12 protein-coding genes and 1 pseudogene are annotated in these 12,336 nt (G+C 71.9%); 7 read left to right on the plus strand and 6 right to left on the minus strand.

Annotation, left to right across the window (positions count from 1 at the left end; all coding sequences use genetic code 11):
- Positions 1–94: 94 nt before the first annotated feature.
- From modA to OOK38_RS12690, 3 genes are all read left to right on the plus strand, one after another.
- Positions 95–931: a molybdate ABC transporter substrate-binding protein gene (gene modA / locus OOK38_RS12680; protein ID WP_266760790.1), complete on the plus strand. Its 837-nt coding sequence runs from the start codon at positions 95–97 to the stop codon at positions 929–931.
- A gap of 130 nt (positions 932–1,061) precedes the next feature.
- Positions 1,062–1,955 (plus strand): ABC transporter permease, encoded by an 894-nt coding sequence (locus OOK38_RS12685; protein ID WP_266760789.1) that lies wholly within the window; start codon positions 1,062–1,064, stop codon positions 1,953–1,955.
- 112 nt (positions 1,956–2,067) lie between these two features.
- Positions 2,068–3,150 (plus strand): ABC transporter ATP-binding protein, encoded by a 1,083-nt coding sequence (locus tag OOK38_RS12690; protein WP_266760787.1) that lies wholly within the window; start codon positions 2,068–2,070, stop codon positions 3,148–3,150.
- Positions 3,151–3,242: 92 nt separating this feature from the next.
- Here the strand turns inward: OOK38_RS12690 and OOK38_RS12695 are convergent, their stop codons facing one another.
- Positions 3,243–4,184, minus strand: a complete 942-nt coding sequence (locus OOK38_RS12695; protein WP_266848410.1) for an FkbM family methyltransferase — start codon at positions 4,182–4,184, stop codon at positions 3,243–3,245.
- Positions 4,185–4,265: 81 nt separating this feature from the next.
- On the opposite strand from OOK38_RS12695, the gene OOK38_RS12700 reads away from it, so the two are divergent.
- Both OOK38_RS12700 and OOK38_RS12705 read left to right on the plus strand, forming a co-directional pair.
- On the plus strand, positions 4,266–4,724 hold the full coding sequence (locus OOK38_RS12700; RefSeq protein WP_266760784.1) for a cupin domain-containing protein: 459 nt from the start codon (positions 4,266–4,268) through the stop codon (positions 4,722–4,724).
- 182 nt (positions 4,725–4,906) lie between these two features.
- The gene (locus tag OOK38_RS12705) at positions 4,907–5,326 is read left to right on the plus strand and encodes an ATP-binding protein (protein ID WP_266760782.1); all 420 of its coding nucleotides are present in this window, start codon (positions 4,907–4,909) and stop codon (positions 5,324–5,326) included.
- 320 nt (positions 5,327–5,646) lie between these two features.
- On the opposite strand, the gene OOK38_RS12710 is transcribed toward OOK38_RS12705, so the two are convergent.
- Entirely contained in the window at positions 5,647–5,850 is a 204-nt protein-coding gene (locus OOK38_RS12710) for a cold-shock protein (protein WP_020871138.1), read from the minus strand.
- A gap of 280 nt (positions 5,851–6,130) precedes the next feature.
- Positions 6,131–6,445, minus strand: coding sequence for a MerR family transcriptional regulator (locus OOK38_RS12715; RefSeq protein WP_266760780.1), 315 nt, complete (start codon positions 6,443–6,445; stop codon positions 6,131–6,133).
- 199 nt (positions 6,446–6,644) lie between these two features.
- Between OOK38_RS12715 and OOK38_RS12720 the strand changes: the two genes are divergently transcribed.
- A complete protein-coding gene (locus OOK38_RS12720) occupies positions 6,645–7,493 on the plus strand; it encodes a hypothetical protein (RefSeq protein ID WP_266760778.1) in 849 nt (282 codons plus the stop codon).
- 103 nt (positions 7,494–7,596) lie between these two features.
- On the opposite strand, the gene OOK38_RS12725 is transcribed toward OOK38_RS12720, so the two are convergent.
- On the minus strand, positions 7,597–9,435 hold the full coding sequence (locus tag OOK38_RS12725; RefSeq protein WP_266760777.1) for an alkyl/aryl-sulfatase: 1,839 nt from the start codon (positions 9,433–9,435) through the stop codon (positions 7,597–7,599).
- 100 nt (positions 9,436–9,535) lie between these two features.
- Here OOK38_RS12725 and OOK38_RS12730 point away from each other — a divergent pair.
- Positions 9,536–9,943 (plus strand): annotated as a pseudogene (locus tag OOK38_RS12730) (TerD family protein); the annotation flags it as partial.
- 67 nt (positions 9,944–10,010) lie between these two features.
- Here OOK38_RS12730 and OOK38_RS12735 read toward each other — a convergent pair.
- Both OOK38_RS12735 and OOK38_RS12740 read right to left on the minus strand, forming a co-directional pair.
- Positions 10,011–10,232 carry a hypothetical protein gene (locus OOK38_RS12735; protein ID WP_037614735.1) on the minus strand — a complete coding sequence of 74 codons (222 nt, stop codon included), beginning with the start codon at positions 10,230–10,232 and terminating at the stop codon, positions 10,011–10,013.
- A gap of 453 nt (positions 10,233–10,685) precedes the next feature.
- Positions 10,686–12,272, minus strand: a complete 1,587-nt coding sequence (locus OOK38_RS12740; protein WP_266760773.1) for a transglycosylase domain-containing protein — start codon at positions 12,270–12,272, stop codon at positions 10,686–10,688.
- Between the last annotated feature and the right edge of the window lie 64 nt (positions 12,273–12,336).

Raw genomic sequence — 12,336 nt, forward strand, 5'->3', positions numbered from 1 at the left:
AGTATGATCGGCGTACGCAGGACGAGAGCCCATGACTGAAGAGCACGACGGAGGCTTCAGCGGGCTTCAGAGTTTCCGAGGGAGTAGATCCGTGATGACCCGATCCGCGCGCCGGACCCGCCGCACCACCCGGACCCTGCAGGTGGCCGGCGTCGGTGCCGCCGCGCTGCTGGCCCTGAGCGCCTGCTCCTCCTCCGACGACACGTCCGACTCCTCGGGCACGCCGAAGTCGTCGTCCTCGGCGAAGCTCTCCGGCACGGTGACCGTCTTCGCCGCCGCCTCCCTCAAGGAGAGCTTCACGACGCTCGGCCAGGACTTCGAGAAGGCCCACCCCGGCACCAAGGTCACCTTCAACTTCGGCGGCAGCGACACCCTCGCCGCGAGCATCACGGGCGGCGCCCCGGCGGACGTGTTCGCGGCGGCCAGCCCCAAGACGATGGCGATCGTGACCGGCAAGGACGACGCGGCGACCGCCCCCGCCACGTTCGTGCGCAACCAGCTGGAGATCGCCACCCTGCCCGGCAACCCGGACAAGATCGCCTCCCTGAAGGACCTCACCAAGTCCGGCCTCAAGGTCGTCCTGTGCGACAAGACGGTGCCGTGCGGCGCCGCCGCGCAGAAGGCCCTGGACGCGAGCAAGCTGAAGCTCACCCCCGTCTCCTACGAGCAGGACGTCAAGAGCGCCCTGACCAAGGTGGAGCTGAAGGAGGCCGACGCGGCGGTCGTGTACAAGACCGACGTGAAGGCCGCGGGTGACAAGGTGGAGGGCGTGGAGTTCCCCGAGTCGGCCGACGCCATCAACGACTACCCGATCGCCCTGCTCAAGGACGCGCGCAACGCGGCCGCGGCCAAGGCGTTCATCGAGCTGGTGCGGTCCCCGGAGGGCCAGAAGGTGCTGACGTCGGCCGGATTCCTCCAGCCCGCCTCCTGACATTCGCCTCCTGACATCCGGCTCCTGACATCCGCCGCCCGGCAGCCGGTTCCCGGCGCCCACGGCCCGGCACACACCTCGTGCCGGCCGGCCCTTGAAGCCGACGCCCCGAATCCCGTCTCCTGAAGCCATGAGTGATCCCGTGACCGCGTTCGACAAGTCCGACGCCCCGGCCGACACCCTGATGGGTGGGCCGCGGCGCGGACGCGGCCGGACACGGGTACGGCCGGGCGGCCGGATGCGGGGCGGGGCGCCGCTTCCGCTCCTGCTGCCGGCCCTCGTCGGGCTCATCTTCCTGCTGCTCCCGCTGGTCGCGCTGCTCGTCCGGGCGCCCTGGCGCAGCCTGCCGGAGCAGTTGGCCAAGCCCGAGGTCTGGCAGGCCCTCCAGCTCTCCCTGTTCTCGGCAACGGCGGCCACCGCGGTGTGCCTGGTGCTCGGTGTGCCGCTCGCCTGGCTGCTGGCGCGTACGGACTTCCCCGGGCGCGGGCTCGTCCGGGCCCTGGTCACGCTGCCGCTCGTCCTGCCTCCGGTGGTGGGCGGTGTGGCGCTGCTGCTGGCCCTCGGCCGCAACGGCGTCGTCGGGCAGCTGCTGGACTCGTGGTTCGGGATCACGCTGCCCTTCACCACGGCCGGGGTGGTCGTGGCCGAGGCCTTCGTGGCGATGCCCTTCCTGGTGATCAGCGTGGAAGGCACCCTGCGGGCCGCCGACCCGCGCTACGAGGAGGCCGCCATGACCCTCGGCGCCTCCCGCTTCACCGCGTTCCGCCGGGTCACCCTGCCCCTCATCGCGCCGGGCATCGCCGCCGGTTCCGTACTGGCCTGGGCCCGCGCGCTAGGCGAGTTCGGCGCGACGATCACCTTCGCGGGCAACTTCCCGGGCCGCACCCAGACCATGCCGCTCGCCGTCTACCTGGCCCTGCAGAGCGACCCCGACGCCGCGATCGCGCTGAGTCTCGTCCTGCTCGTGGTGTCGATCGCGGTGCTCGCCGGACTGCGGGACCGCTGGATGACGGCGGCGTCATGACGGACAGCCATACGATCATGACGGAGGTCCGGACGAGGGTGGCGGACGTCCGGACGAGGATGGCGGACGTCCGGGCGAGGGTGACTGGCGACGAGGGTGAGGTGATCGTGTGATGGCGGACGCGACCCCGGCGGCCACGGCAGCACCGTCCGACAAGGGCCTGGACGCCCGTCTCGTCGTCCGGCGCGGCTCGTTCCACCTCGACATCGAGCTCGCCGCCGCCCCCGGTGACGTCGTCGCGCTGCTCGGGCCGAACGGCGCGGGCAAGACCACCGCACTGCGGGCGCTGGCCGGGCTCACCCCCCTGTCCGAGGGCGGCCGGATGCGGCTGGACGGCGCCTCTCTGGACGCCACTCCGCCCGAGTCCCGCCCCGTCGGCGTGGTCTTCCAGGACTACCTGCTCTTCCCGCACCTCTCCGCACTCGACAACGTCGCCTTCGGGCCGCGCTGTCAGGGCGTGCCGAAGGCCGAGGCGCGGGCGCAGGCCGCCACGTGGCTGGAGCGCATGGGCCTCGCCGAGCACGCCGGGGCCAAACCGCGCCGGCTGTCCGGAGGTCAGGCGCAACGGGTCGCCGTCGCCCGCGCCCTCGCCACCCACCCCCGGCTGCTGCTGCTCGACGAACCCCTCGCCGCACTGGACGCCCGCACCCGGCTGGACGTGCGCGCCCAGCTCCGGCACCACCTGGCCGACTTCGAGGCCGTCGCCGTCCTCGTGACGCACGACCCGCTGGACGCCATGGTGCTGGCCGACCGGCTCGTGGTCGTCGAGCACGGCCGGATCGTCCAGGAGGGCAGCCCCTCGGACATCGCCCGCCGCCCGCGCACCGACTACATCGCCCAGCTGGTCGGCCTCAACCTCTACCGGGGCGAGGCCGAAGGCCACACCGTACGGCTGGAGGCGGGCCCGGCGATCACCACGACCGAGCGGCTCGACGGACCCGTCTTCGTGGCGTTCCCGCCGAGCGCCGTCACGCTCCACCGCGACCGCCCCACCGGTTCCAGCGCCCGCAACCTGTGGCAGTGCCGCGTGGGCGGTCTGGAGACCCAAGGCGACCAGATCCGCGCGGACCTCACCGGCGAACTCCCGCTCGCCGCCGACCTGACGACGGTCGCCGCGGCGGAACTCGACCTGCGTCCGGGCGCTGCCGTCTGGGCGACGGTGAAGGCCACCCAGACACACGCCTATCCGGCCTAGCCCCCCGTCCCCGGCACCGCCGGACCGACGGACCCCCAGATCCCCGCCCCCGGCCGACGGACCACGGGCCCCCGGACCACAGGCCCCCGGAACTACTCCCAGGACGAGCCGGGCGGGACGGCCGCCGCGCGGACCATCACGCAGTCGAACTCCACCACCCGCCCGGTCGCCGGCTCCCGCGTCACCGGGTACATGCCGGAGATCTCGAACCCGTTCTCCTCGTACACCGCGACGGCCTCGCTCATCCGGGGGCTGCCCTCGTACAGCCGCAGTGTCGCGACCTCCGACTGCATCCCGACGAACTCCGCGACACGGTCTCCGGCGCCCGCGAACACCTCGAGGTCGTAGCCCTGGGTGTCCATCTTCAGATAGGGGCGGGGGTCGGTGATCCCGGCGAGCGCCTTGTCCATCATCCCGTCGAGACGGCGGACCTCGATGTCCTCGGTACGGGTCCTGGCGAAGCGCTTGTAGCGCCCCTTGCCGTAATCGCTCGGCGGGAGAAGGGAGTTCATGCTGTTCCAGCCGACATGGATCGACCGGGTGGCGTCCTCCCGGCCGAGACCGACCTGGTGCACCTGCCACTCGGGATCGCCCTCGGCCGCCTGCTTGAGCTTGGCGAAGGCGTCCGTGGTCGGCTCGAAGGAGACGATCCGGCCGGTATAGCCGAAGCGGCGCAACTGGCGCCCGTACTGGCCGGAGTTGGCACCCACGTCGAAGACGCAGTTCACCGCGTACCGGTCGAGCAGGGCGGTGACGTGCTGGCCGCAGAGATGGGCCGCGGCCGCCAGCTGGAACTTGCGTTCGTCGGCCGCCGTCCCCTTCTCGTCGAGCAGCAGCCGGGCGCCGGTGTCTCCGAGCGGCACATGCCGGAAGGCAGCGGTCCGTCCGCTCAGCACCAGATCCGCGCCCTGGCCGAGCGCGACGCGTCTGCGTACACCGCGCCGGTAGACCACCGCGGCACCCGCACCGAGATCCAGCACCCGCACTCCGAGGCGGGGAAGCAGACCGAGCAGCTTTCTGTGAAGGGTCACCATGGCCCACACCCTTCCAGACTCACCCGGGTGTCCACCGGGTGTTGGTTGAACCCCTCTCAACCCGCGTGATACAGGCAGGGGGTGACTTCTCCTGAGACCGGGATTCCGGAACTGGCCGCCGCTCTGAACATGCAACCCCACCCGGAGGGAGGCTGGTTCGTCGAGACCTGGACCGCGCCGCAGGCCTTCCACCCCGACGGCTACCCCGGCCCCCGTGCCGCCGCCTCCGCCATCTACTTCCTCCTCACCCCCGGCGACACCTCCGCCTGGCACACCGTCCGCTCCGACGAACTCTGGCTGTGGCACCGCGGCGGCCCCCTCGACCTGCTGCTCGGCGGCGACGGGAACTCCCCCCAGTCCACCCCGAAAGTCGTCCGCCTCGGTCCTCGTGTCGAGGCCGGGGAACGCCCCCAGGCCCTCGTCCCCGGCGGCGTCTGGCAGGCCGCCCGACCGGCCGGCGACCAGGAGGTTCTGGTCAGTTGCGTGGTGGCGCCCGGGTTCGACTACGACGACTTCCACCTGCTGGACTCGGGGCGCTGACGGGCCCTCACGCGGACGTGTGGCGGCTTTGTGACGTAGGTCGTTGGTTGCGGATCGCCCGGGAGGGGCATCACCCGAGGGCAGGACCGGCCGCGCACCGACTCGCGCGGGGTCCCTGTCGACGGGGACGGAGCCGTCGGCCGGGTGCTGGTTGTCCTGGAGGGGGAAGAGAGGTGTCAGTCATGCGTGCGCACCAGCGCACCGTCCGGCCGACCGCCCGCGTGGAGTACACACTGCCGCGTACGGCCGTCTCGGCGGGCAGGGCCCGCAAGCTGACCACGGCGTTTCTGACCCGACCTCGACCACGGCTCGCGTCGCCGACCGCCGACCAGGTGGACGACGCCACACTGATCGCCTCCGAGCTCGTCGCCAACGCGGTGCGGCACGGCCGCAGCGGCTGCAGGCTGCGCCTGCAACTGGGGCACGGTCACGTGACGGTCGAGGTCCGCGACGACAGTCCCGGACGGCCGCAGGTCGGCTTCCTGGACGCGGAATCGGAGAGCGGCCGGGGCCTGGCGATGGTCCAGCAGCTCGCCCACAGCCTGGAGGTCGTCAGCACGAGCCTCGGCGGCAAGACCGTCCGCGCGGTCCTCGCGGTGTAGCGGGCTCACGCCATCGCCGTCACCGTCACCTCACGGTCGACAAGGTCCGTCACCATCGACAGCGACATGACATCGCCATCCGCATGCGCATCTACATCTGCATCGGCATGGGCGGGCATCGCCCTCGACGACCGTCACGATCGCCATCGGTCGGCGGGCATCGCTCGATTCGGTGCGGTCGAACCGAAGAGCTGAGTTTGGCGCCACGGAAAGTGGGCACGGGGCGCCGAAAAGTTCATCACATATTCAATGACCGCGAAAAAACAGATGGCCGGGGTCCACACCTTGCGGTGCGAACCCCGGCCACCCGGTGTCCCGGACTAGGCGGGGACGATGTTCTCCGCCTGCGGGCCCTTCTGGCCCTGCGTGACGTCGAAGGTCACCTTCTGGCCTTCCTGGAGCTCACGGAAGCCAGAGGTGGCGATGTTGGAGTAGTGGGCGAAGACGTCAGCGCCGCCGCCGTCCTGCTCGATGAAGCCGAAGCCCTTTTCCGCGTTGAACCACTTCACGGTGCCAGTAGCCATGTCAAATCTCCTTCGGGGCAAAGCTCGAAGGTCCACACTGTGTGGACCTGCGTCGCCGCAATGATTGCCCCAACCGGAATGCACCGGAAAAACTTTGGGAACCACAACTGCAACTGAAATCGACACTAGCACGCTACGAGCCTCGAAGGGGGCGCACTATCTCACCCCGGCGTGGGGAATAACAAAACCTCGCGGACCCGCGCACCAAATTCTGTATCGGCCGAAGCAGATATCCCCGGGCCCGGCGGAGAATCGGTCCAGGAGGGTGCCGGACTCCGGCTCAGGCGTCCTGCGGCGTCGACCCGCGCAGCTCCGCGTTGATCCGCAGGGCCTCGTCGAGACAGTCCTCCAGCGTGACGATGCGGCAGGCGGCCTCGACGGGGGTGCCCTGGTCGACAAGCTCCCGGGCGCGGGCCGCGACACGCAGCTGGTTGGCGGAGTAGCGCCGGTGGCCGCCCTCGGAGCGCAGCGGCGTGATCAGCCCCGCTTCCCCGACGGCCCGCAGGAACGCGGGCGTGGCGCCGATCAGCTCGGCGGCCCGGCCCATCGTGTAGGCGGGGTAGTCGTCGTCGTCGAACCGGTCGGTGGGGCTCATGGTGCTTCCCTGGGGCGCGTGCATCACCTTCCACTTTGGCAGATCCCGGTCCGGTACCGGCCGGGAGCACCCCGCATCGGCCATGACGTCCGCGCACCGCGCTCACCCGGACGGCCCGGTGCGCTGGTGGGAGGCCGTGGCCGGTGATGGCGTGGGAGGACACAGCCCGACCTCGGGACCGTCCTCGGGAGGCCCTCGCATGAGCATGAACCGTCCGTCCTGTCTCCTCGCGTCCGCCCTGACCGCGGGGATGCTGCTCTCGACGGCCGCCTGCTCGGACGCCGGCGGTGACGGCAGCGGCTCCGGCCGTACGGACGTCTCCGCGTCCCCCGTCTCCGCCTCCCCCGTCGCCGAGGAGCCCCGCGCCGCGTCGCCCTCCCCCTCCGCCTCCGCCGTCCGCACGCTCACCAAGGACGAGGCCCACACCGCGCTGATCACCAACTCCGACCTGGGGTCGCAGTGGAGCGAGTCGAAGGGCGTGGCGACCTGGCACGACGCGCTGCTCAAGAGCACGGTCGACCCGGCGGACTTCATCACCGACAAGGCGAACGCCACCCAGTGCCAGAAGCTGCTGGACGGTCTCTACACCGAGGATCTGCTGGGCGAGCCGAAGGGCGCCAGTGCCGTCACCGGCTTCGACGACAGCGACAACGACGCCCAGATGCGCTACGAAGTCGGCGCGTACGGGAAGACGGCGCTGGACGACAAGCTGAAGTGGCTGAAGACGCTGCCGGACACGTGCGACGAGTTCACGGCCGTCAACGGCAAGGGGGACCGGCAGACGGTCCAGGTCATCTCGACGGCTCTGCCCGATGCGGGGGACGCCCGGCAGGGACTCAGGGTGACGATGAAGGGTGAGCTGGAGGGCGATCCCGAGACCCTGACGCTCGACTTCGCCACCGTGCGGGTCGGCGACAGCGCCCTCTCCCTCACCAACGGCGGCCTCGACGGCACCGAGCACGACTCCACCGAGCAGGCGGTCGAAGCGGGCACCAAGCGTCTGCAGGACGTACTGGCGGGGAAGTCGCCCGCGCCGACACAGGGCTGAGCACCGGGTCGGCCCCGGACCGGTGCCGCCGCTCCCCGCTGTACGGGAGCGGCGGCACCGCGTGTGTCCGGGCGGACCGGCCGGAGAGACGCGGCGGGCGCCGTCAGGGCGTGACGACCGGGAACCCGGTGTCGGGTTCCCGGACGTACGAGACGAGGCGGGCCAGCAGGGCCGTGTCGCCGTCGCTCTCGATCCCCTCGAGGCCCCCGCCGGCCAGCAGGCCGAGAAGTTGCGGCTTGGTGAGGACGAGCGTCAGGTCGGCGTGCGGTTTCGGGGTGTGGTGGACCGGCATGGAGCGGTGCGTGAGGGCGCCGTTGTGCAGGTTGACGCGGTGACGCCGCGCCTCGTCGGTGACGACGAGGTCGAGGGTCAGCCGGTCGTCCCACGCGCGCGGTCCGTCGATGCGTACGGCCAAGGAGTCGAGGAGCATGCCCACGGTGAGGGCGGACGCCATCTCGGGGTTCGTGGGGTCGATGTCGTCGGCCTGGGGTCCCTCGCGCAGCTCCAGTGCCGCTGTCAGGTAGAAGTTTCGCCAGGTCGCGTTCTCGGCGCCGTGGCCGAGGCGGTCGTAGACACCGGCGAGGGCCTGCTTGGCCGCGGTGTCGTCCGGGTCGGCGAAGACGAGGTGGTTCAGGAGGGTGGCGGCGAACCGCAGGTCGCCGTCGGCCGCGTACCGCTCCGCCGTGCGCAGCGCCGCTTCCGGGCCGCCCGCCACCTCCACGTAGCGCCGTGCCAGCTCGACGGGCGGGTGCTCCCACAGATGGGCCGGGTTGCCGTCGTACCAACCCATGTAGCGCTGGTAGACGGCCTTCACGTTGTGGCTCAGGGAGCCGTAGTAGCCGCGGGCGTGCCAGGCGTTCTCCAGCGCGGGCGGCAGCCGCATCTCCTCGGCGATCTCCGGACCCGTCAGACCGTTGTTGAGCATGCGCAGGGTCTGGTCGTGGAGGTACGCGTACAGGTCGCGCTGCTCGGCGAGGAAGCGGACGACGTTGTCGCGTCCCCAGGTCGGCCAGTGGTGGGACGCGAAGGCGACGTCGTAGGTGTCGTCGAAGAAGTCGATGGCCTCGTCGAGGTAGCGGGCCCACTGGCGGGCGTCGCGGACCAGGGCGCCGCGCAGCGTGAGCAGGTTGTGCATGTTGTGCGTGGCGTTCTCGGCCAGGCACAGGGCCCGCCGGTCCGGGAAGAGGAAGTTCATTTCGGCCGGGGCCTCGGTGCCGGGGGTGAGCTGGAAGACGATACGGACGCCGTCGACCGTCTCCGTCTGGCCGGTGCGGGTGATGTCCAGGGTCGGCGGTAGGAGCGTGATGGTGCCGCTGGAGACCGCCGAACCGAGGCCCGTGCCGATCTGGCCGTCGGGTGCCTTGGGCAGATGGTCGCCGTACATGTAGCCGGCGCGGCGGATCATGGCGTTGCCCGCGTAGACGTTCTCGCTGACGGCGTGCTCGAGGAAGCCCTCCGGCGCGATCACCGGGACACCCTGCTCGGTGCCGTGCGGCAGCACCCCGCGGGAGCCGCCGAAGTGGTCGCCGTGCGAGTGCGTGTAGATCAGGCCGGTGACGGGGCGGTCACCGCGGTGGGTGCGGTACAGGGCGAGCGCGGCGGCGGCGGTCTCGGCGGAGATCAGCGGATCGATGACGATCACTCCGCGATCGCCCTCGACGATCGTCATGTTCGAGAGATCGAGGCCCCGTACCTGGTACACGCCCTCGGTGACCTCGTAGAGCCCCTGCCGCGCGCACAGCTGCGCCTGCCGCCACAGACTCGGATGCGCGGTCCCGGGACACTCCCCGTCGAGGAACCCGTACGCCTCGCTGTCCCACACCACTCGCCCGTCCTCCGTCCGGACCACGGCGGGTCCGAATGCCGCGAGAAAGCCCCGATCGGCGTTCTCGAAGTCGGCGACGTCATCGAACGGCAGCTCATCACGCGCGCGAAGTGTCATACGGCCAGCCTCGGCCGGGGCAGGACGGGGGGCATGCGGTGTGGGCCGTTCGAGGCCGGGAGCGATGCGGACGAAGCGGCACCGGTGATCCGGGCGCGGAGGCGTCCTCGCGCTCGGTGCGGACCTGCGCATCGGCGACCTGCGGACGTCCGTCGAGATCCCGGCGCCGGACCATGGCCATCAGCTCACCTGGGCCGAGCGGCTCGTGGGGCAACGTGCGGCTCGTGCCGCAGCTCGACGAGGCCCCGGCCGATCTGCGCGTGGAGACCTTCGTCGACGGGGAGACGGGCGGGCCGCGCGGCACCACTGGAGCGGCCGCGTCCCGAACCGGCGGACATCCTGCCCGCGAACGGCGCCCGGATCACGGCTTCCGGCTGTCCCTCTACCGGGGGACGCGGAACACCCGTGGCAACGCCGAATCGGGGCTTCATCCGCGGTGTCGACGACTCCGTCGACCGCTTCAGCACCCCAGGTGGTGGCCACCCTGGACCGCCGCACACCACGGCCCCGGCAACCTGTGGTGGGGGCTGCCGCGGGCTGGGGTGGCGGGCCGGGGTTGCTTCAGTGTGTTCGGATCAGAGCCGGTCCATCCGGGTGTAAGGGCTCAGGACGCGGACCTGGCGGGCGCCGAAGTCGACGAGCATCGCGATGCCCTCTTCGACGCCGACGATCGTGCCCAGGCCGTACTGGTCGTGGGAGACGCGGTCTCCGAGGCTGAACTCCTTGGCCACGGGGACGACGGGTGCGGCGAAGGGGCTGGTGGGCAGGTGGCGCCGGGGCGCGGAGGATTTACTCATCGTGATTCCAGTATGGGCCCTATTCCGGCGGGCGGTAGGGCTTGATGGTCTCGATCCCGCTCCGACTCGAGGTCCCGGACCGCTCCGGAACGCGGTGGGCCGGGACCCCGGTGAGCGGTCCCGGCCCGGCCCGCCTCGCGTTCCCGGAGGTCAGCCGTCGGGGTGGGCGTCGCGCGATCATCCCGGCACACGGAAACGTCCTCCGGACGGGCATGTCGTGGCCCGGACAGATCGCGTCGGCGGGTCACAGGCCCGACCTGACGCGGACCCGTCCCCCGGTCGGGGCCCGTCCCGGACCGGGTTCGCGGGCCGCCACCGTGGCGGAATCCGTGGGCGTACGCGGGCGCTCCACGGTCGACCCACGTGCGGACAGCGCGGACACCCGCGTGCCGCCCGGCGTGGGCGCGTCAGCCACCAGGAGGCCCACGCCGCCGCCGGCGACGCGGCTTCGCATCAGCCCCCGGATGACGGACCGGGGGCCCGGAGCGGCCACGCGGCGACGGGATCCAGACGGTTCATGACGCCCGCCACGACATCGGCGGCCAGCTCCGCCGCCGTGGAGGGGAGCTGGGCGGTGCGGGCCGGATGCCGGCCGTGGGCGGGATGCTGGGCGAACAGGGCGACCGTGGTGGACAGCTTCGCGTCGTACGTGGTCCTCCACAGGGTGCGGGTTCCGGCGCCACCGGTGAACACGCCCCGGGGTCCCGAGGCGGAGTGCAGGAGTTTGGTGACGAGCTGCGCGGAGAGCGGGTCCATCGCGGTGCGGGTGTGCGGGCGGGCCGCGTAGAGGGTGCGGCCGTCCCGGGTGATCTTCTGGACGGTGTACGGCTCTGCGTACCGGCCGCCGGCCGCCGCCGTGGCGTACGCGGCCGCCAGCGCGAGCGGGGAGGGCGCGGCGCGCTTCGGCAGCGCGGCCAGCGGAGGGCCGAGCTCGGCCCGCGTGAACGGCTCCATCGCCGTGCCCGCCTCCACCGCTCCGGCCAGCGCGTTGTTGAACGGCTGCCGGGCGTAGTCCGCACCGCCGTACAGGACCCGGACCGCGCCGTCGCCCGGCACCAGCGCGACCACCGCGGAGTGGAGCCGGGTGCCCTCGGCCGCCGCCGGGCCGGCCGCCGGTTCCGCCGCCGCGTCCTGGGCGGTGAGGTCGAAGGTGGTGCGGACGGTGTAGCCGCCGCGGGCCAGTTCGTCCTGGGTGATGCCGAGCCGGTCGGCGGCCTCCGCTCCGGCAGCGTCGATCAGATACTGGCGCTGGCCGTCCGTGGCCCCCGGCGGATAGAAGCGGAACGCGGGGAAGCGGGCCGCGGCGCGCTCGGCCGGTGTGATCGCCCCGCTGTCGGCCATCGCGTCCAGCACCCATTCCCAGCGGCGCGTCAGTTTCGCCGTCACCGCGGCGTCCGAACCCGCCTTCTCGTAGTACGAGGGGATGTTGACGACGGCGGCGAGGGCGGCTCCCTGACTGACCGACAGGCGGGCCGCGTCGACGCCGAAGTAGTTGCGGGCGGCGGCCTGGATGCCCGCGGCACCGCGGCCGAAGTAGACCGTGTTGAGGTAGCCCTCCAGGATCTCGTCCTTCGACCGGGTGCGGTCCAGCTTGATCGCGATCAACGCCTCCCGTGCCTTGCGGGACAGCGACTGCTGGGGACTGAGCAGGGCGTTCTTCACGTACTGCTGGGTGATCGTGGAGCCGCCCTGCCGGCCTCCGCCGCTCACCGTCGACCAGGCCGCCCGGGCGATCGCGGTCGGCGAGATTCCGGTGTCCGTGCGGAAGGAACGATTCTCCGCCGCGATGACCGCCTCCTGGACATGGCGCGGCACCTGGGCGAGCGGGACCGCCTGCCGGTCCACCGGGCCGCGCCGCCCCAGGTAGTCGCCCCGGGTGTCGAGGAAGACCGTGCTCTGCATCGCGGTCTCCGGGTGCGGCTCGGGGATCACGGTGAGCCGGTACGCCACCACCCCCGCGCCCACGAGCATGAGCACGAGGACCAGCAGGGCGATCAGCGCGCGGCGCAGCCGGCGGCCCCGGGTGCGGCGGGCCTTCACCCGGCGGTCGTGGAGGTACCGGCCGAGTCCGGCCCGGACGCGTGCGGCCGGGCGTACGCGCTCC

Source organism: Streptomyces sp. NBC_00568 (assembly GCF_026341855.1).
Taxonomy (GTDB): Bacteria; Actinomycetota; Actinomycetes; order Streptomycetales; family Streptomycetaceae; genus Streptomyces.